This is a genomic window from Lysobacter sp. yr284 (assembly GCF_900107375.1).
In the GTDB taxonomy this organism is placed as follows: domain Bacteria; phylum Pseudomonadota; class Gammaproteobacteria; order Xanthomonadales; family Xanthomonadaceae; genus Lysobacter.
The window spans coordinates 37,837-55,875 of record NZ_FNPT01000015.1 but is presented as its reverse complement, the minus strand read 5'-3'; the positions used below and the strand labels follow the sequence as shown (position 1 = coordinate 55,875).

Here is an 18,039-nt window from a genome sequence, read left to right as displayed (position 1 = left end):
AGGCCTTGAATCCAGCGGTGCCGAATCGGCGTCGAACGCGTCGGGCCCGCGATTTTCACCGTATTCCGACATATTTTTGACAGTAAGTAACGTTAACGAAAATCCGCAATGGCGAGTGCCACACTTTCGCCATCACGCCGGACGCGCTGCGCGTCCGCCACGAGCACAAGGACGCCTATGCGCATCTTGATCGCCGAAGACGATCCGGCCATCGCCTCGGGCCTGAGCGCCGCGTTGGCCGACAGCGGGCACGCCGTCGACCGCGTCGCGCGCGGCAACGACGCCGACGCCGCGCTGCACGACGGCACCTACGACCTGGTCGTGCTCGATCTCAACCTGCCCCAGCTCGACGGGCTGACCGTGCTGCAGCGCGCCCGCGCCCGCGGCGAGAACGCGGCGATGCTGGTGGTGACCGCGCGCGAGGGCGTCAGCGAGCGCGTGCGCGCGCTCGACTCGGGCGCCGACGACTATCTGGTCAAGCCGTTCGTGCTGGAAGAGTTCGCCGCGCGCGTGCGCGCGCTGCTGCGCCGGCGGGTCAGCCAGGGCATCCCGATGCTGTCGATCGGCCGGTTGCGCCTGGACCTGGCCGGCCGCCGCGGCTGGAACCAGGACACCGCGCTGGAACTGACCGGGCGCGAATTCGCCCTGCTCGATGCGCTGCTCAGCCGCCGCGGCAGCCTGGTCAGCCGCGAGCAGCTGATCGAAGCGCTGTGCAACTGGGAACAGGACATCACCAACAACGGCCTGGACATCGCCATCCACCGGTTGCGGCGCAAGCTCGACGGCACCGGCGTGACCATCCGCACCATCCGCGGCCTGGGTTACGTGGTCGAGGAAACCGGCGCCGTCGCGGTCGTCGGCGAGCGCCGCGCCTGAACGCCCGCGCCGTGCCGGAACCGTCGTGACCCACGCCGAACCGTCGCCCGGCCCGCGCGCACCGTTGGCCGCGCCGCGCGCCGCCGCGCCCGCGCGCGGCGACAGCCTGCGCCGGCGCCTGCTGCTGTTCCTGCTGGTGCCGGTGTGCATCACCGTGGTGCTGGTGTCGGCGCTGGTCTACGCGGTGGCCTCGCGCTACTCCGACAGCGTCTACGACGAAGGCCTGCTCGAAGACGCCTATGGCCTGGCCAAGGTGCTCAAGGCGACCGGATCGGACGGACAGCTGTCCGCGCAGGCCGCGTTCCTGCTCGAGTACAACAAGCTCGGCCACAACTATTTCTCGGTGCGCAGCCTGCGCCGCGGCGTGCTCAGCGCCAGCCACGAAACCATTCCGGCCGGGCCGGCGCCGCGCCTGGACGGCGACGCGCGGTTCTACGACACCGCCATCGGCGGGGTGCGCTCGCGCGCGGTGTCGCTCGCGGTGCCGGCGCCGGCCGATCCCAGCGACACGCTGGTGGTGACCATGGCCGAGACCGTGCAGGACCGGCAACTGCGCGCGCGCCAGATCCTGATCATGTCGATCCTGCTGCAGTTGGTGCTGACCGCGGTGCTGCTGGCGCTGACCTGGAGCGGCGTCAGCCGCGGGCTGCGCGCGCTGGACCCGCTGATCGGCCGGCTGGCGCGCCACGGCCAGGAACTGGTGCCGGTCGGCGACGTGCCGGTGCCGGCGGAGATCCGCCCGCTCAGCGCGACCATCGACGCCCTGCTCGAACGCATCCGCCGCTTGTTCGTGAGCCAGGAGCATTTCATCGCCGACGCCGCGCACCAGCTGCGCACGCCGCTGGCCGGGCTGGCGCTGCACGCCGAGCGCGCGCGCAGCAGCGGCGACGAAGCCCAGCGCGCGCAGGCGCTGGAGCAAGTGCAGGTGTTGACCATGCGGCTGGCGCGCACCGCCACCCAGTTGCTGGCGCTGAGCCGCGCGCAAGCGCCGGTGGAGGCCGATGCGCCGATGACCGGGCTGCGCCTGGACCAACTGCTGCCGCAGATCCTCGGCGAGCACGTCGCGCGCGCGGTGCGCGCCGACGTCGACCTGGGCTACGAAGGCCCGTCGGAGCCGCTGTCGGTGCGCGCCGACGCCTATGCCCTGCACGATGCGCTCGGCAACCTCATCGACAACGCGCTCAGCTACGTGCGCCGCGGCGGCACGATCAGCGTCGCCCTGCGCCGCCGGGGCGACTGCGCGCAGGTCAGCGTCGACGACGACGGTCCCGGCGTGGCCGAGCCGGCGTTGCCGCGCCTGGGCGACCGCTTCTTCCGCGCGCCGGACGCGGTGGAAGGCGGTACCGGCCTGGGCTTGGCGATCGTGCGCCGCATCGCCGACCGTCACGGCGCGCGCGTATCTTTCGCGCGTTCGGCCCTGGGCGGACTGCGGGTCGAGCTGGATTTCCCCCTGATTGCGCCCTCCGGCGCGCCTGCGACGGCGCCCTTGAGCGCGGAGCCGCGTTGATGTCCCTGCTTCTGCCCCTTGCACTGGCGCGCGACGCATTCGTGCGCGCCGCGCAGCCGCGCGATCCGCGCCGCGCGGTTGCGCGCGCGTGCGCGGCGCTGTTGCCGCTGGCGCTGGCCGCGTGCTTGAGCACGCCGATCCCGGACCAGACCCCGCCGCTGCCGGCGCAGTGGCGCAACGCGCCGGCGGACGCCGCGGCCGCGCCCGCCGCCGCGCCGGATCCGCGCGGCTGGTGGCGCGCCTTCGCCGACCCGCGCCTGGACGCGTTGGTCGAGCAGGCGCTGGCGGCCAACCTCGACGCGGCCCAGGCGCGCGCGCGGCTGCGCTCGGCGCGGCTGCTGCACGAACACGCCGGCGACCCGCTCAAGCCGGAACTGCGCGCGCGCACCAGCAATCCGATCGACCCCGACGCCAGCGCCTCGTTCTTCGTGATGGGCCTGGACGCGGTGTGGGAGATGGGGTTCTTCGGCCGCAGCGAGGCGCTCGAACGCGGCGCGCGCAGCGAACTCGACAGCGCCGCCGCGCAACTGCGCCAGGCGCAGATCAGCGTGGCGGCGGAAACCGCGCGCGAATGGGTCGCGTTGCGCGACGCGCGCGAACGCGAGCGCCTGCTCGACGGCATCCGCGCCGCGCGCGCCGAGCAATTGCGCGTGCAGCAGGTGCGCGCCGACCTGCGCCTGGCCGCGCGCGACAGCGTCGAAGCGCCGCGCGCCGCGCTGGCCCAGGCCGAGGCCGCGCTGGGCGAGCCGCGCCAGCGCGTGGTCGCCGCCGAACAGGCGCTGGCGGTGCTGCTCGGCCGCGCCGAACCCGATCCGGACTGGCGCGCCGGCGGCGCGCGGCCGGCGCTGGCCGCGGCGGCGATCGAACGCGCGCCGGCCGACCTGCTGCGCACCCGCCCCGACATCGCCCAGGCCCAGGCCGCGGTGCTGCGCGCCGCCGCCGACCTCGGCCTGGCCCGCGCCGACCAGTACCCTCGCCTGGCGTTCGGCACGTCGATCCAGTGGTCGGTCAACGTCACCGCGCATCGGCGCACCGAGACCGAAGGCATCGGCGTGTCCGGCCCGATCATCGACGTGCCGCTGTTCGACTGGGGCCTGCGCCGCGCCCGCGCCCACGCCAAAGGTGCGGAACTGGAAGCGGCCGCGCTGGCCTACCGCAAGACCGTGCTGGCGGCGGTGGCCGAAACCGAATCGGCGCTGTCGGCGCTGGAGCAGCAACGCCTGCGCGAGGACGCCGACCGTCGCGCCTTCTACGCGCTCGCGCGCAGCGCGCAGATGCAGCAGGTGCGGCGCGGGCTCGGCCTGGGCGGCGACGCGGAACTGGCGGCGAGCCGGATCGAGCGCGACCAGGCCGCGCTGGAGCTCAACGCCGCGCGCAGCGACCGCGCCCAGGCCTACATCGCGCTGTACAAGGCGCTCGGCGCGGCGCCGGAGCAGCGCCTCGGCCTCGGCGAAGACACCGCCGGCGCGACCGCGGCGAACCAGGCCGCGACCGCGCCGCGCACCGCGCGCGCCGCCGGAGCGCGCCGATGACCTCGCTGGCGCGCCAGACTTTGCGCTACGAATGGCGCCGGTTCCTGCCGGCGGTGCTGGCGATCGGTTTCTCCAGCCTGCTGTTGTTGCTGCAGGCGGCGCTGGTGCTGGGCATCTTCGGCAGCGCCAGCGTGTACGTGTCGGGCTCCTCGGCCGACCTGTGGCTGGGCTATCCGGGCACCCAGAGCGTCGACCAGGGCCGGCCGGTGGACCCGAACCTGCAGTCGCTGCTGCTGATGCAGCCGCAGGTGGCCAAGGTCGAACCGTTCTACTGGCTCGACGCGGATTGGCGCGGCCCGGCCAAGGACACCGGTGGCGTGTCGGTGTACGTGTCGGGCATCGATATCGGCCGCGACGGGCTGATGTTCTCCCACGCGTTGTCGCCGCAGCTGCGTCAGCGCCTGGCCTTGCCCGACAGCGTGATCGTCGACCGCGCCGAACTCGACAAGCTCGGCGTCGGCATCGGCCAGAGCGCGCACCTCAACGGCCATCGCGTGCGCGTGGTCGGCGCGACGAGCGGGCTGCGCGCGCTCGGCGGGGTCAACGTGGTCGCGTCGCTCGACACTGCGCGGCGCCTGCAGGGCGGCCACGGCAGCGCGACGTGGCCGGCGTACTTCGTCGCCCGCCTGCACGATCCGGCGCAGGCGCCGGCGGTGATGCGGAAACTGCGCGACGCCGCCGGCTTCGGCCGCTTCGAGGCCTGGACCGCGCCGGACTTCGCCCGCCGCGCGGTGCTGTTCTGGATGTTCGACACCGGCGCCGGCGCCGGCGTGCTGTTCCTGGCCGGCGTGGTGCTGCTGGTCGGCGCGGTCATCACCAGCCAGGCGCTGGTGGCCGCGGTCAACGGCTCGGTGCGCGAGTACGCGACCTTGAACGCGCTCGGCATCGGCATGCGCTCGCTGCGCTGGGTGGTGCTGGAGCAGGCGCTGTGGGTCGGCGCGATCGGAGTGATCGTCGCCACCGGCGCGGGCCTGGCGCTGATCGCGCTGGCGCGCGCGCGCGACGTGCCGGTGCTGTTCAACCTGCAGGTCACCGCGGCGTGCATGCTGGTGGTGATGGCGCTGGCGTCGCTGTCGGGCCTGTCGGCCTTGCGCGGGTTGCGCCGCGCCGATCCCGCGGTGCTGCTGCGATGAGCGCGCTCGCGCAGCCGCCGGTGCCGCCCGCCGCCGCCGATCGCGAGGCGGGGCTGGTCGCGCACGGCATCGTCAAATCCTTCGTTTCCGGCCAGGTCCGCACCACCGTCCTGGACGGCATCTCGCTGCGCATCCATTCCGGCGAGCTGACCCTGATCTCGGGCCCGTCGGGCTGCGGCAAGAGCACCCTGCTGTCGGTGCTCAGCGGCCTGCAGCGGCCCGACCAGGGCCGCGTGAGCGCGCTGGGCGAGGACCTCGGCGCGCTCGGCCTGCGCGCGCTGGAGGCGTTCCGGCTGCACCACACCGGCTTCGTGTTCCAGGGCTTCAACCTGTTCCCGGCGCTGACCGCGGCCGAGCAGGTGGCGCTGCCGCTGCACTACCTCGGCCTGGGCCGCGCCGACAGCCGCGCGCGCGCGCTGGCGGCGCTGGAGGAAGTCGGCGTGGCCCGGCGCGCGCACCTGCGCCCGGCCGAGCTGTCCGGCGGCGAGAAACAGCGCGTGGCGATCGCGCGCGCGCTGGCCAAGCGCCCGGCGTTGCTGTTTGCCGACGAGCCGACCAGTTCGCTCGACGCCGCCAACGGCCAGATCGTCATCGACATCCTGCACGGCATCGCCCGCCGGCACCGCACCCTGGTGCTGTGCGTGAGCCACGATCCGCGCCTGATCGGCCACGCCGACCGCCTGCTGACCATGGAAGACGGCCGCATCCTCAGCGACCGGCGCGATCCCGGCGCCGACCTTCCGCTTCCCCCTCTTCCTTCCCGTGATGCCTCCGTCCGCGATGATCCGACTCCCTGACCGCGCCGCCGCGCTCCTGCTCGCCGCCGCGCTGGCGCTGGCCCTGTCCGCCTGCGGCCGCGACGAACCCGCGCGCGCGAATGCGCCGCAGGCCGGCGCCCCAGCCGCGGCCTTCGCCGCGGTCGCGCGCGGCCGCGTCGATGTCGAAAGCGGCCTGCTGAAACTCGGCATGGCCGCCGAAGGCGTGCTGGCGCGGGTGCCGGTGCGCGAGGGCGAACGCGTCGCCGCCGGCCAGGAACTGGCCGCGCTCGACGCCACCGCCGCGCAGGCCGAGGACCGCATCGCCGAGGCGAAGCTGGCGCAGGCGCGCGCGCAGGTGAACCTGCTGCAGCAACGCCTGACGCAGGCGCGCGTGCGCGCCCAGCGCCTGGGCGCGGCCGCCGCGGCCGGCGCCGGCGACGGCCAGAGCGCCGACGACGCCCGCGACGCCCTGGCCCAGTTGCAGAACGAAGCCGACGGCGTCCGCGCCGCCGCCGACATCGCCGCCGCCCAACGCGACCAGGCCGCCTGGACGCTGAAGCGCCAGACCCTGCGCGCGCCGGTCGCCGGCGAACTCTCGCGGGTGTCCGCGCGCGTGGGCATGAGCGTGTCGCCGCACGACGCGCCGCTGTTCGTGCTGCTGCCCGACGGCGAACGCATCGTCCGCGCCGAGCTCAACGCCGCCTTCCTCGACGCGGTGCGTCCGGGCATGCGCGCGCAGATCCTCGACGACGGCGACAACCAGCGCCTGCTCGGCGCCGCCCGGGTGCTGCGCCTGGCGCCCGCGTTCGGCCCCTCGACCCTGGAAGACGACCCGGAAGTGCGCGCCAACGAACGCACGGTGGAATGCGTGCTGGCGTTGGACGCACCGGGCGAACTGCGGATCGGACAGCGGGTGTTGGTGCGGTTTCTCGGCCACGCCGGGCGCGCCGCGGCGGCGCCGGCGAGCGAACTCTGAGCGCGGCGCGCGCCATGCCCGCGAAGGCGGGCCGGCGGGCGTCGCCGAGGCATGCCGCTGAAGTCGCTGGATCCCCGTTTTCGCGGGGATAACGGCCTGCGGGATGCGCGGCCAGTTATCCGCCTGCATACCTGCGAAAGCAGGCATGCAGGGTTTCATCGCAGCATGGCGCTGAAGTCCGCGGATCCCCGCCTTCGCGGGGATGACGGATTGTGGGATGCGCGGCCCAACTGCCCGCCGTCATGCCCGCGAAGGCGGGCATCCAGGGCTTCACCGGAACAGGGCGCCGAAGTCTCCGGACCCCGCGTGCGCGGGAAGGACGCTGCGAAAGCCGCGTAGCCAAGTCCCTCCCTCCTCGCCGTCGTCCCGGCGCCGGCAGGCCGCGGCCGCCGTCCGGCTGAATCGCCGCTGCGGCCGCGGTCGTTTCCCGCCGGCGGCGAAAGGTTGGTGAAACCCGCACTGGGCAGACTGCCCGTTCCAGCCCAGGTCCGCCGGACGCATCGGTGCGGCCGCAGCGGCAGCGATGCGAGCGGCGATGATCACCAACGCGCAATTCCATTTCGAAGGCGGTCGCGACGGCGTGCTGCTGATCCACGGCCTCACCGGCACGCCGCACGAGATGCGCCTGCTCGGCAAGGGGCTGCAACGGGCGGGATACACCGTGTACGGGATGCAGCTGGCCGGGCACTGCGGCGACGAGGCCGATCTGCTCGCGACCGATTGGCGCGATTGGTACGCCAGCGTCGAGCGCGCGGCCGACGAGCTGCGCGGAAACGTCGATCGCCTGTACGTGGCCGGGTTGTCGATGGGCGCGCTGCTGTCGCTGCTGCTGGCGGCGCGGCGGCCGGACTGGGTCTGCGGCGTGGGCGTGCTCGGCGCGACCTTCCGCTACGACGGCTGGAACATGCCGGCGATCGGCCGCCTGTCGTTCCTGCTGCCGCTGTTCAAGCGCCTGGGCATCGGCCGCGGCCGCAGTTTCCAGGAAGCGCCGCCGTACGGGCTGCGCGACGAACGCATCCGCGCCCAGGTCAGCGGCGCGATGCTCGGCGGCGACAGCGCGGCGGCGGGGCTGCCGGGCAATCCCTGGCATTCGCTGGCCGATCTGTACTCGCTGTCGGCGCACGTGCGCCGGCGCCTGGGCGAGGTGCGCGCGCCGTGCCTGGTCGCGCATGCGACCGAAGACGACGTGGCCCACGTGCGCAACGCGCACCTGGTCGCCGACCGCGTGGCCGGGCCGGTCGAGTTGCTGTGGCTGCGCGACAGCTATCACATGATCACCCTCGACCGCGACCGCCGCCGCCTGATCGACGGGCTGGCCGGTTTCTTCCAGCGCGTCGGCGAGGGCCGCGCGGTCGGCGCGCCGGCCGCCGCCGACCCGGCGGCGCGCGCGGCATGAGCGCGCTGGTGTGGACGCTGTGGTCGGCGACGGTGCTGCTCGACACCGGCGGCCAGCTCGCGTTCAAGGCCGCCGCCGCCGATCCCGAGGCCGGCGACGGGCTGGCGCGTTGGAAACACATGCTGTCGCGGCCGTGGCTGTGGCTGGGCGGCGCGTGCTACGTACTCGAATTCCTGGCCTGGATCGCGTTCCTGTCGCTGGTGCCGCTGGGCCGCGGCGTGCTGCTGGGCTCGATCAACATCGTCGCGATCATGCTCGCCGGGCGCTGGCTGTTCGGCGAGAAACTCACGCCGTGGCGGCTGGCCGGCATGGGCCTGATCGGCGCCGGCGTGGCGCTGGTGGGAGCGGGCGCATGAAGCGGTTCTACCTGGTCGGCTTCGCCCTGCTGATGGGCTTCGACACCCTGGCCCAGCTGAGCTTCAAGCACGCCGGCGCCGGCGCGTTTCCGCCCGAGGCCTCGCTGGCGTGGCTGTCGCGGCTGTTGCAGCAGCCGTGGCTGTACGGCGCGCTGCTGGGCTATATCGGCGCGTTCTTCACCTGGATGAGCCTGCTCAAGCACGCGCCGATCGGCCCGGCGTTCGCCGCTTCGCACCTGGAAGTGGTCAGCGTGCTGGCGTTGTCGGCGTGGCTGTTCGGCGAGCGCTTGAACGCGTTGCAGGTGGTCGGCGCGGTCGCCATCGTCGCCGGCATCGCGTGCCTGGCCAAGGGCGAACCGGACGATGGCGGACATCGGGACACGCCGCCGGACGGCGCAGCGGCCGCGCGGCGCGCGGCGACCAGGCGCCCGTCGATGGCCGCGGGCGAAGCCGATGGCGGCGCCGCGCACTGAGCTGCCGCCGACGGCGGGGCTGCCGCTGCGGTGGCGCGACTTCGCGCCGGGCGCGCCGGCGTTGGCGCTGGGACCTGCGCTGGCGCGGATGCTGGAGGTGGACCCCGCAGCGGTCGCGCTGACCTGTTCGGGCACCGCCGCGCTGGTGCTGGCGCTGAGCGCGCTGCAGCGGACCAGCGCGCGCCGCAGCGTGATCGTGCCGGCCTACACCTGCCCGCTGGTCGCGATCGCGGTCGCGCATTGCGGCCTGCGCCTGCGCTTGTGCGACACCCGGCCCGGGCATTTCGAGATGGACCCGGACGCGCTGGCGGCGCTGTGCGACGACGACACCCTGGCGATCGTGCCGGCCCACCTGGGCGGCCGCCTGGCCGACCTGGGCGCGCCGCTGCGGTCGGCGCGCGCCGCCGGCGCCTGGGTGATCGAGGACGCGGCGCAGGCGCTGGGCGCGCGCCACGCCGACGGAACGCCCGCCGGCGCCGCCGGCGACCTGGCGATCTGCAGCCTCGCCGCCGGCAAGGGCCTGAGCATCTTCGAAGGCGGCGCGCTGGTCGCGCACGACCCGGGCGTGCGCGCGCTCATCGCTGGCCTCGCGCCGCAGCTGTTGCCGCGCTCGTTGGCCTGGGAGGCGCGGCGTTGCGTCGAACTGGCCGGCTATGCGCTGTTCTACGGCCCGCGCGGCTTGCGCTGGGTCTATGGCCGGCCGCTGCGGCAGGCGCTGCGCCGCGGCGACGACGTGGCCGCGGCGCAGGACCGGTTTCCCCTGGACATCCCGCTGCACCGGCTCGGCGGCTGGCGCCAGCGCATCGGCGCGCGCGCCGCGCCGCGGCTGCCGGCGTTCCTCGACGCCGCGCGCCAGCGCGCGCTGGCGCGCAGCGCGCAACTGCGCGGGATCGAAGGCGTGGAGGTGCTCGGCGACCGCCGCGGCGAACGCGGCACCTGGCCGACCCTGACCCTGCTGTTCGCCGATCCGCGCGCGCGCGACGCCGCGCTGAGCCGGCTGTGGGGCGCCGGCCTGGGCGTATCGTGGCCGTTCGTGCGCGCCTTGCCCGACTACGCCTACCTGCGCGGCACGGTACCGCGCGCGCCGACGCCGAACGCGCGCGACTTCGCCGCGCGGGTGCTCGCCATCGGCAACAGCCCGTGGCTCGACGATGCCGCGTTCTCGCGGATCGCGCAGGCGCTGGAGGAAAGCTGCCGGCAGCCGCGCGGCTGAGGTGGCGGGGCGAAGGCCCGTCGCAGGCGCGGCGTCGCGGTCGCGACTCGCGTCGCTCCTACAGTCGCGAACGAAGCCGCCCGAAGCCCCTGTAGGAGCGGCGCAAGCCGCGACCGCGCCATTGCGGCTACGTCTAAGGCCGCACCGCAGTTGCGGCGTCGCGGTCGCGACTCGCGTCGCTCCTACAGTCGCGAACGAAGCTGCCCGAAGCCCCTGTAGGAGCGGCGCAAGCCGCGGCCGCGCCATCGCAGCTACGGCGAAGGCAGCGCCGCAGTTGCGGCGTCGCGGTCGCGACTCGCGTCGCTCCTACAGTCGCGAACGAAGCTGCCCGAAGCCCCTGTAGGAGCGGCGCAAGCCGCGACCGCGCCATCGCGGCTACGTCGAAGGCCGCGCCGCAGTTGCGGCGTCGCGGTCGCGACTCGCGTCGCTCCTACAGTCGCGAACGAAGCCGCCCGAAGCCGCTGTAGGAGCGGCGCAAGCCGCGACCGCGCCATCGCGGCTACGTCGAAGGCCGCGCCGCAGTTGCGGCGTCGCGGTCGCGACTCGCGTCGCTCCTACAGTCGCGAACGAAGCCGCCCGAAGCCGCTGTAGGAGCGGCGCAAGCCGCGACCGCGCCATCGCGGCGACATCGAAGGCTGCGTCGAAGTTGCGACTTCGCGGTCGCGACTCGTGTCGCTCCTACAGCCAGATGCGGGACGGCCGCAGCGATCGCGCCAATGCTTCATCCCAGCGCCGCCAGCAGCCGCAGGTTGATCCGGTGCTGTTGCGCCTGCCACAGCCGCAGCGCGTCGGCGTCCGGCGCGCTCTGGCCGTCGGCCGCGGCCAGCAGGCGCTTCCACCATTGCGGGTAGGCGGCGATGGAGATCTCGCCGGTGACGTCGCTGGCGACGATGCGCGCGTGCAGCCGCGCGACCGCGTCGAGCAGGGCGTCGGCGCGCATCGCGCCCTGGTCCCAGTTGGTCATCGCGTCTTCGGGCCGCAGCACGTCCTTGTCGATGCTGAGGTAGATCGGATCGTCGCCGGCGCCGATCTCGTCCATGCACGCGGCCAGCGCCGCGTCCACGCCGGGGTAGCCGCGCACCGCGCCGCCCAGGCCCAGCGCGCGCGCCCAGCCGACCGCGACGCCGCTGGACCAGTAGCGCAGCTTGCCGCGGTACAGCGGCCGCAGCCGGTTCTCCCAGGCATGGCCCAGGCCGATGTCGGCGGAGGTGATGCCGACCACGTGCACGCGCGCGACCTGCGGCAGCGCGGCCACCTGCGCCACCCACGAGCCGCAGTGGATCGCCAGGGGAAAGCGCATGTTGTCGGGGTGGTTGTCGAACACCACCACCTGCAGGCGGCCGCGCGCGCGCGCGGCGCGGCGGATCAGCGGCAGGCTGAGGTGGTGGAAATCGCCGCTGCCGAGGAACGCGCAGCCGTGGCGCGGCGGCAGCGCGGCGTCGAGGCGTTCGCCGAAGCGCGCCAGCGCGCGCCGCGAACAGGCGAAGCGCAGCCGGTCGTGCCAGTCGCGCAGGTCCAGGCGCAGCGCGCCGGGCAGGGCGCCGACCGAGGCGTCCAGGTCGAGCACGACCGGCGCGTTCGCGGCGCCGGCGGCGCCCGCCGACTCAGGCGCGGCCGGCGGCATCGACGTCCTCCCCATCGGCCATCGCCGGCGCGGCGGCGGCGTCCAGCACGCTGCGGTCGGATTCGAACCACCGCGCCAACCGCCGCAGCGTCGCGCGCAGCAGCGGGTTGCGCGCGTACACCGCGTGGCGGGTGAAGGCGAAGCGCGCGCCGAGCTGGCGCTTGACCTGCGGATCGGTCCAGCCGGCCACGTAGGCGTCGAGTCCGCGCCGGCGCGCGTACTCCAGGTTCTCGAACCAGCTCAGCGCGTAGAGGTTGTGTTCGCGCGCCTGCGGATAGCGCAGGCCGATGTACTTGTCGACCAGCAGGCCGGCGTGTTCGTAGCACAGGTTCCAGCCGATCATCGCGCCCTCGTGGCGGTAGACGAAGACCACGCCGCCGCTGTCGCCGTCGCGCAGCAGGGCGCGGAAGTAATCGCGGCTGAGCCGGTCGAAGTGGATCTCGCTCTGGGCGTAGACGTTTTCGTACAAGGCGTAGAACGCATCGATGGTCGCTTCGTCGTCGAATTCGGGCGCGCCGGCGGCGAGCGCGTCCACGCTCAGGTCCGCGCGCGAGCGCAGCTTGCGCCGCAGGTCGCGGCGGCGCACGCGCGACAGCCGCGCCAGGTAGGCGTCGATGCAATCGAAGTCGATCGGCACCCAGGCCAGGGCCTGGCCTTCCAGCAGCACGAACCCTTGCTGCGCCAGCGCCTCGGCGAAGGCGGCGGCCTGGCGGTTGGCCTCGGCCGGCAGCAGCGGCGAATCGCAGGGCAGGTCCTTGACGATCAGCAGCGCGCACTGCCCGCCCTGCTCGGTACGCAGGCGCCGGGCCAGCGCGGCGGCGTCGGCGGCAAGGGGCAGCGGCGGCAGCCACAGGTATTCGGTGTTGGTCGCGCCGATGAAGCGGGTGCGCAGGCGCAGCCACGGCCGCCACAGCCGCTGCCCCGGCCAGCGCCGGATCCGCTGCAGCAGTTCCGGTTCGGCCGTGGTCAGCAGGTCGAACTGAGCGGTGAAGGCGGGCACGCCGCCGCCGGCCATCTGCGCGCTGAACCCTTCCGGCGGATGGGCCAGGAAGTGGCCGAGCAGCCGCTCAGGTTCCAGTCGGGTCACGAAAGGCATGTGCAAGGTTCGCCGGCTAGAGTCGGCCCCTGGTAGGCCGGGCCCGGCCGCGTCGCGCGTCGGGTGCGCCCTGCAGCGCGCAAGCCCCCGCAAGCGACACCAGGAGCGTCAGCATGAACGAGTCCGTCGAACGCCAGTTGTACGAGATCATCGCCAAGCAGAGCGGCATCGACGTCGCGACCATCACCCCGCAGTCCACGCTCAAGGACCTGGGCGTGGATTCGCTGACCGCGATCGAGACCATCTTCGAGATCGAAGAGCACTTCGGCGTGACCCTGCCCGACCGCGATCCCAATTTCGATACCGACTCGGTCCAGGGCCTGGCGACCGCGTTGCAGCAGGCGCTCGACGGCGCCGCCGCCGCGCCCGACGCGGCCTGAGCCGCGCGCGTCGGCCGCGTTCGGGCGCAGCCCCTCATTCGTCCGCCGGAGAACCGGATGCGCAGAGTAGTGATCACCGGCATGGGCGCGATCGGCGCGCTCGGCCACAACGCGGCCGACACCTGGCGCGAAATGCTCGCCGGCCGCAGCGCCATCGGCCCGATCCGGGCGGTGGCGGCGGAACGGCTCAAGGTCAAGGTCGCCGCCGAGGTGCGCGATTACGACCCGGCCGCGCACTTCGACGACAAGCGCCTGCCGCTGCTGGACCGCACCTCGCAGTTCGCCGTGATCGCCGCGCGCGAAGCGGTGCGCCAGTCCGGCATCGACTTCGACCACGACGACCTGCGCGAGCGCAGCGCGGTCATCGTCGGCACCGGCGTCGGCGGCGAGACCAGCCACGACGAGGCGTTCCGCCGGCTCTACGCCGAGAACAACCCGCGCGTGCATCCGTTCACCATCGTGCGGGTGATGGCCAACGCGCCGGCCTGCCACGTCAGCATCGAATTCGGCCTGACCGGCCCGGCCTTCGGCGTGGTCAGCGCCTGCGCCTCGTCCAACCACGCCTTCTCGCAGGCGCTGATGAGCATCCGCGCCGGCGCCGCCGACGTGGCCGTGGCCGGCGGCGCCGAGGCCTGCATTTCCTTCGGCCTGACCAAGGCCTGGGAAGCGATGCGGGTGCTGGCCGAAGACACCTGCCGGCCGTTCTGCCTGCAGCGCCGCGGCCTGGTGCTGGGCGAGGGCGCGGCGATGTTCGTGCTGGAAGAGTACGAGCACGCGCGCCGCCGCGGCGCGACGATCCTGGGCGAACTCGCCGGCGCCGGGCTGTCGGCCGACGCCAGCGACCTGGTCCTGCCCTCGCAGGCTGGCGCGGTCGCGGCGATCCGCCGCGCGCTCAAGGACGCCGGGCTGACCGCGGCGCAGGTCGGCTACATCAACGCCCACGGCACCGCCACGCCGGCCAACGATCCCAGCGAGAGCCGGGCGATCCGCGAAGTGTTCGGCGACCGCGCCGACGCCGTGCCGGTCAGTTCGACCAAGGCCGTGCACGGACATGCGCTGGGCGCGGCCGGCGCGCTGGAGCTGGTCGCCGCGCTCGGCGCGCTGCGCGAGCAGGCGGTGCCGCCGACGGCGAACTTCCTCGATCCGGACCCCAAGTGCGATCTGGACTATGTGCCCAACGTGGCGCGCGAAGCCAAGGTCGATGCGGTGCTGTCGAACTCGTTCGCGTTCGGCGGGTTGAATGCGGTGATCGCGGTGAAGCGCGTGGTTTGAGAGCGGCGGGTCGCCCTCAGCCCAAGCCCTCTCCCGCAGGCGGGAGAGGGGCTCGAACGCGGGCGGCGGCCGCAAACCGCGCTTGCGCGACTCGGGAGTGGCAACTGCGGGCGCAGCGACCGAGGGCGCGGGCCGCCGCCCTTGCTGCAACGGCGCCACCAACGCGACAACCGCGACGACCGGCAAACGAGGAAGCACAGCCGCCGCGGCCATCGCGTCCGCTTACAGCGAGCGCTTGGCGCGCGTCAGCAGCTGGTCGAGCAGCGCCAGCGCCTGGTCGATCTCCGCGCCGGAGATATGCAGCGACGGCGCCAGCGTGATCACGTTCTTGTAGTAACCGCCCACGTCCAGCACCAAGCCCATCTTCTTGCCGTTGTAGTCCAGATCGCCGGCCAGGCCGATGTCGCACATGCGGTCGAGCAATGCCTTGCTCGGGGTGAAGCCATCGGCTTCGCAGATCTCCGCGCGCAGCGCCAGGCCCAGGCCGTCGACGTCGCCGATCTCCGGATGGCGCTGCTGCAGGTCCTTCAGCCCGGCCAGGAAGTGCGCGCCGGCGCGCATCACCCGGTTCTCGTAGTCGCCCTCAGCCAGCATCTTCATCGTCTCCAGGCCGACCGCGGTGCCCAGCGGGTTGGAGGCGAAGGTCGAATGGGTCGAACCCGGCGGGAACACGGTCGGGTTGATCAGCTCCTCGCGCGCCCACAGGCCGGCGAGCGGGTTGAGGCCGTTGGTCAGCGCCTTGCCGAACACCAGCACATCGGGCTGCACGCCGAAGTGCTCGATCGACCACAGCTTGCCGGTGCGGTAGAAGCCCATCTGGATTTCGTCGACCACCAGCAAGATGCCGTACTTGTCCAGCACGCGCTTGAGGCCGGTGAAGAAGTTCGGCGGCGGGATCACGTAGCCGCCGGTGCCCTGGATCGGCTCGACGTAGAACGCGGCGTACTCGCACTGGCCGACCTTGGGGTCCCACACGCCGTTGTATTCGGTCTCGAACAGGCGCTCGAACTTGGCCACGCAGTGCTCGCCGTACTCTTCCTTGCTCATGCCCCTGGGGCCGCGGAAGTGGTACGGGAATTCGATGAACTGGGCGCGGTCGAAATGGCCGTAGCGGCGGCGGTAGCGGTACGAGGAGGTGATCGCCGAGGCGCCGAGGGTGCGGCCGTGGTAGCCGCCCTCGAAGGCGAACATCAGGCTCTTGCCGCCGCTGGCGTTGCGCACCAGCTTGAGCGAATCCTCGACCGACTGCGCGCCGCCCACGTTGAAGTGCACGCGGCCCTTGCGGCCCCATTTGTTCTGCGCGTCGAGCGCGATGGTCTTGGCCAGCTCGATCTTGGTCGGGTGCAGGTACTGGCTGGCGACCTGCGGCAGCAGATCGACCTGGCGCTTGAGCACCTCGTTCAGGCGCGGGTTGCGGTAGCCGAAGTTGACCGCCGAGTACCACATCTGCAGGTCGAGGAACTCGGTGCCGGCCGAGTCGTAGAGGTAGCTGCCGTCGGCGCCGGTGAAGATCTTCGGCGGATCGCTGTAGTGCACGGTGTCGCCGAAGGAGCACCAGGCCGCTTCGTCGGCGAGCAGTTCGGCGTCGCCGCGCGGCGGCGGGTCGGACAGGTCGGCGGTCGGCGGGGCGGCGTCGCGGAACGCCGCGTCGTCGGCGAGCAGGGCGGAATGGGTCATGGAGTGCGGGCCAGGGTGGGGAGGGGGAGGGCGGTGTCGTGCGGCGCGTCGAGCAGCCCGTCGAGCAGGCTCGGCAACAGCGCCAGCGCTTCCAGGAAGCCGCCGATCGGCGCATGCGCGATGCGCTGCTGGCGGCAGTGTTCGATCAGCTTGGCCTTGGCGAAGACGTAGTCGGCGCGCGCGGCGACGCAGAAATCCGATTGGCCGTCGCCGATCAACAGGTTGCGCAGGCGCGGCGGCGCGGCGCCGGCGACCGCGCATTTGCAGGTGCCGCTGCCGACCCGGCAGTCCGCGCGCGAATGCGGGAAGTCCAGGCGCCAGCCGCGTTCGCCGTCGGCGAGCAGGCGGTTGGCGATCACCGGCAGTTGCAGGCCGTGGCGGGCGAGGATGCGCTCGATGGCGTAGTCCAGGCCGTCGCTGACCACGGTCAGGCGGCAGCCGGCGGCGTGCGCGGCGCGCGCGAATTCGGGAAACGCCGGATCGATGCGGATGTCGTCGAGCAGCGCGTCGAGTTCGTCGCGGCCGGCGTCGAGCAGGGCGACCTGCTGGCCCATGCACTCGCGCGAACTGATCCGGCCGGCCTTCCACGCCGCCTCGATCAGCTCCCATTCCGGCCGCGCGTAGCGCACCAGCACGGCGTCGGTGACGTCGCGCAGCGCGATGGTGCCGTCGAAATCGCAAAGGATGTTCCAGCCCAGGCTCATGCGCGGTCCTGTGGGGATAGGCGTTGGCGGCAGCCTAGGCGGCTTTCCTTTCGCACGCCTTTCGCCGGCGCGGGCCGCGGGCGGCGGCGTTCAGGCGCGAATGTGACGCGGTGTAACCGCGATGCGGTAGCGGTGTCGCGGGAGGGTCGCGGCGGGCAGTACCGGCCGGGTTGTCGCGACTCGCCGGTTCATGGCAATCGAGCGGCGCAGGCGGCTCACGAGCGGCGCAGGCGGCTCAGCGCGGCGCCTCGGCCTCGTCCCATTCGGCGTATGCCAGGAATGGCTTTGCCAGTCCGATCCGCGCGAGGTGTTCGCCCAGGCCGTTGTCCACGTACAGGGCGTGCTGGCGGCCGAGCAGCGCGCTGGCGAAGTTGGGCAGCGGGAAGCTTTCGGCGTGCGGATCGCCGTATTTGCGCCGCAGGCTGTCGTAGGACGGCCATTCCCACGGCACCTCGGCGCGCCAGCGCAGCCGGCAGGCGCCGGCGTCGCCGCATTCGCGCAGCACGCGCACGCGGCCGTAGTACAGGCCGTAGACCGAATCGGCCTGGCTGCGGTCGGGCATGTAGAAGCGCGCCGATTGCAGTTGCGTGCGCGGCTGCCGCGGCTGCGCGGCGACGGCTTCGCGCAGCGCCGCCATCTGCGCGCGGACCTTGGCGTTGCCGGCGAAGATGCCGGGATCCAGGCGGTAGTCGCGGCCGCTGCCGTCGAGGTAGTGGTCCATCATCCGCCCGGTCTGGCGCGCGAACACCACCAGCCGTCCGCCGCTGGCGAGGGTGCGGTAGAAGTCGGACGCGAAGCGTTTGTCGTCGGCGTCGAACGGCGCGCCGGCGATCGCGAGTTCCTCCAGCGCGTCGATGCGTCGCTGCAGGGCGTCGCGGCCGATGCCGGTGCCCAGGGTGAACGCCAATCCGAAGCGGCGCCCGGGGAACAACGCGATCAGCGCGGCCAGCGCCAGCAGCGATGCGGCCAGCGCGATCCATCGCCATGTGCGCGGCCGTCTCGTGCGGCCGGGGTCGAGGCTTGCGTGCATGCGTCCTCCTGCGCGCATCCTACACGCACGATTGCG

At 73.2% G+C, this 18,039-nt stretch carries 16 protein-coding genes and 1 pseudogene; 12 read left to right on the top strand and 5 right to left on the bottom strand.

Features of this window, described 5'->3' with window-relative positions:
* Positions 1–177: 177 nt before the first annotated feature.
* From BLV01_RS18690 to BLV01_RS18645, 10 genes and pseudogenes are all read left to right on the top strand, one after another.
* Positions 178–876 (top strand): response regulator, encoded by a 699-nt coding sequence (locus tag BLV01_RS18690; RefSeq protein ID WP_091803362.1) that lies wholly within the window; start codon positions 178–180, stop codon positions 874–876.
* A 25-nt stretch (positions 877–901) separates the two neighbouring features.
* Positions 902–2,383 carry a sensor histidine kinase gene (locus BLV01_RS18685; RefSeq protein ID WP_091803359.1) on the top strand — a complete coding sequence of 494 codons (1,482 nt, stop codon included), beginning with the start codon at positions 902–904 and terminating at the stop codon, positions 2,381–2,383.
* Positions 2,383–3,915, top strand: coding sequence for a TolC family protein (locus tag BLV01_RS18680; protein ID WP_254782690.1), 1,533 nt, complete (start codon positions 2,383–2,385; stop codon positions 3,913–3,915). The genes BLV01_RS18685 and BLV01_RS18680 overlap by 1 nt, the downstream gene beginning before the upstream one ends.
* Positions 3,912–5,048: an ABC transporter permease gene (locus BLV01_RS18675; protein ID WP_091803356.1), complete on the top strand. Its 1,137-nt coding sequence runs from the start codon at positions 3,912–3,914 to the stop codon at positions 5,046–5,048. The genes BLV01_RS18680 and BLV01_RS18675 overlap by 4 nt, the downstream gene beginning before the upstream one ends.
* Positions 5,045–5,845, top strand: a complete 801-nt coding sequence (locus tag BLV01_RS18670; RefSeq protein ID WP_091803353.1) for an ABC transporter ATP-binding protein — start codon at positions 5,045–5,047, stop codon at positions 5,843–5,845. Before BLV01_RS18675 ends, BLV01_RS18670 begins: the two co-directional genes overlap by 4 nt.
* A complete protein-coding gene (locus BLV01_RS18665; protein WP_254782689.1) occupies positions 5,829–6,782 on the top strand; it encodes an efflux RND transporter periplasmic adaptor subunit in 954 nt (317 codons plus the stop codon). The genes BLV01_RS18670 and BLV01_RS18665 overlap by 17 nt, the downstream gene beginning before the upstream one ends.
* Positions 6,783–7,317: 535 nt before the next feature.
* Complete coding sequence (locus tag BLV01_RS18660; protein WP_091803348.1) at positions 7,318–8,178, top strand: alpha/beta hydrolase; 861 nt, start codon at positions 7,318–7,320, stop codon at positions 8,176–8,178.
* Positions 8,175–8,534, top strand: a complete 360-nt coding sequence (locus BLV01_RS18655; protein WP_091803345.1) for a DMT family transporter — start codon at positions 8,175–8,177, stop codon at positions 8,532–8,534. The genes BLV01_RS18660 and BLV01_RS18655 overlap by 4 nt, the downstream gene beginning before the upstream one ends.
* Positions 8,531–8,899, top strand: a pseudogene (locus tag BLV01_RS18650) (EamA family transporter); the annotation flags it as partial. The gene BLV01_RS18655 and the pseudogene BLV01_RS18650, both read left to right, overlap by 4 nt.
* Positions 8,900–8,987: 88 nt before the next feature.
* Positions 8,988–10,220: a DegT/DnrJ/EryC1/StrS family aminotransferase gene (locus BLV01_RS18645; protein ID WP_091803338.1), complete on the top strand. Its 1,233-nt coding sequence runs from the start codon at positions 8,988–8,990 to the stop codon at positions 10,218–10,220.
* Between the two features lie 721 nt (positions 10,221–10,941).
* On the opposite strand, the gene BLV01_RS18640 is transcribed toward BLV01_RS18645, so the two are convergent.
* Both BLV01_RS18640 and BLV01_RS18635 read right to left on the bottom strand, forming a co-directional pair.
* A complete protein-coding gene (locus BLV01_RS18640; RefSeq protein WP_091803335.1) occupies positions 10,942–11,844 on the bottom strand; it encodes an arginase family protein in 903 nt (300 codons plus the stop codon).
* Positions 11,825–12,940, bottom strand: coding sequence for a GNAT family N-acetyltransferase (locus BLV01_RS18635; RefSeq protein ID WP_091803332.1), 1,116 nt, complete (start codon positions 12,938–12,940; stop codon positions 11,825–11,827). Before BLV01_RS18635 ends, BLV01_RS18640 begins: the two co-directional genes overlap by 20 nt.
* Before the next feature lie 113 nt (positions 12,941–13,053).
* On the opposite strand from BLV01_RS18635, the gene BLV01_RS18630 reads away from it, so the two are divergent.
* Both BLV01_RS18630 and BLV01_RS18625 read left to right on the top strand, forming a co-directional pair.
* Positions 13,054–13,320 carry an acyl carrier protein gene (locus BLV01_RS18630; RefSeq protein WP_091803329.1) on the top strand — a complete coding sequence of 89 codons (267 nt, stop codon included), beginning with the start codon at positions 13,054–13,056 and terminating at the stop codon, positions 13,318–13,320.
* Between the two features lie 57 nt (positions 13,321–13,377).
* A complete protein-coding gene (locus BLV01_RS18625; protein ID WP_091803326.1) occupies positions 13,378–14,592 on the top strand; it encodes a beta-ketoacyl-[acyl-carrier-protein] synthase family protein in 1,215 nt (404 codons plus the stop codon).
* 222 nt (positions 14,593–14,814) lie between these two features.
* Here BLV01_RS18625 and BLV01_RS18620 read toward each other — a convergent pair whose 3' ends face one another.
* From BLV01_RS18620 to BLV01_RS18610, 3 genes are all read right to left on the bottom strand, one after another.
* A complete protein-coding gene (locus tag BLV01_RS18620; RefSeq protein ID WP_091803323.1) occupies positions 14,815–16,269 on the bottom strand; it encodes an aspartate aminotransferase family protein in 1,455 nt (484 codons plus the stop codon).
* Entirely contained in the window at positions 16,266–16,973 is a 708-nt protein-coding gene (locus BLV01_RS18615; RefSeq protein ID WP_091803321.1) for an MtnX-like HAD-IB family phosphatase, read from the bottom strand. The genes BLV01_RS18620 and BLV01_RS18615 overlap by 4 nt, the downstream gene beginning before the upstream one ends.
* A gap of 235 nt (positions 16,974–17,208) precedes the next feature.
* Positions 17,209–18,003: a hypothetical protein gene (locus tag BLV01_RS18610; protein ID WP_091803318.1), complete on the bottom strand. Its 795-nt coding sequence runs from the start codon at positions 18,001–18,003 to the stop codon at positions 17,209–17,211.
* Between the last annotated feature and the right edge of the window lie 36 nt (positions 18,004–18,039).

Coding starts and splice junctions, on each gene's coding strand:
- BLV01_RS18690 (WP_091803362.1), top strand. CDS start 178: ATGCGCATCTTGATCGCCGAAGACGATCCGGCCATCGCCTCGGGCCTG.
- BLV01_RS18680 (WP_254782690.1), top strand. CDS start 2,383: ATGTCCCTGCTTCTGCCCCTTGCACTGGCGCGCGACGCATTCGTGCGC.
- BLV01_RS18675 (WP_091803356.1), top strand. CDS start 3,912: ATGACCTCGCTGGCGCGCCAGACTTTGCGCTACGAATGGCGCCGGTTC.
- BLV01_RS18670 (WP_091803353.1), top strand. CDS start 5,045: ATGAGCGCGCTCGCGCAGCCGCCGGTGCCGCCCGCCGCCGCCGATCGC.
- BLV01_RS18665 (WP_254782689.1), top strand. CDS start 5,829: ATGATCCGACTCCCTGACCGCGCCGCCGCGCTCCTGCTCGCCGCCGCG.
- BLV01_RS18660 (WP_091803348.1), top strand. CDS start 7,318: ATGATCACCAACGCGCAATTCCATTTCGAAGGCGGTCGCGACGGCGTG.
- BLV01_RS18655 (WP_091803345.1), top strand. CDS start 8,175: ATGAGCGCGCTGGTGTGGACGCTGTGGTCGGCGACGGTGCTGCTCGAC.
- BLV01_RS18645 (WP_091803338.1), top strand. CDS start 8,988: ATGGCGGCGCCGCGCACTGAGCTGCCGCCGACGGCGGGGCTGCCGCTG.
- BLV01_RS18640 (WP_091803335.1), bottom strand. CDS start 11,844: ATGCCGCCGGCCGCGCCTGAGTCGGCGGGCGCCGCCGGCGCCGCGAAC.
- BLV01_RS18635 (WP_091803332.1), bottom strand. CDS start 12,940: ATGCCTTTCGTGACCCGACTGGAACCTGAGCGGCTGCTCGGCCACTTC.
- BLV01_RS18630 (WP_091803329.1), top strand. CDS start 13,054: ATGAACGAGTCCGTCGAACGCCAGTTGTACGAGATCATCGCCAAGCAG.
- BLV01_RS18625 (WP_091803326.1), top strand. CDS start 13,378: ATGCGCAGAGTAGTGATCACCGGCATGGGCGCGATCGGCGCGCTCGGC.
- BLV01_RS18620 (WP_091803323.1), bottom strand. CDS start 16,269: ATGACCCATTCCGCCCTGCTCGCCGACGACGCGGCGTTCCGCGACGCC.
- BLV01_RS18615 (WP_091803321.1), bottom strand. CDS start 16,973: ATGAGCCTGGGCTGGAACATCCTTTGCGATTTCGACGGCACCATCGCG.
- BLV01_RS18610 (WP_091803318.1), bottom strand. CDS start 18,003: ATGCACGCAAGCCTCGACCCCGGCCGCACGAGACGGCCGCGCACATGG.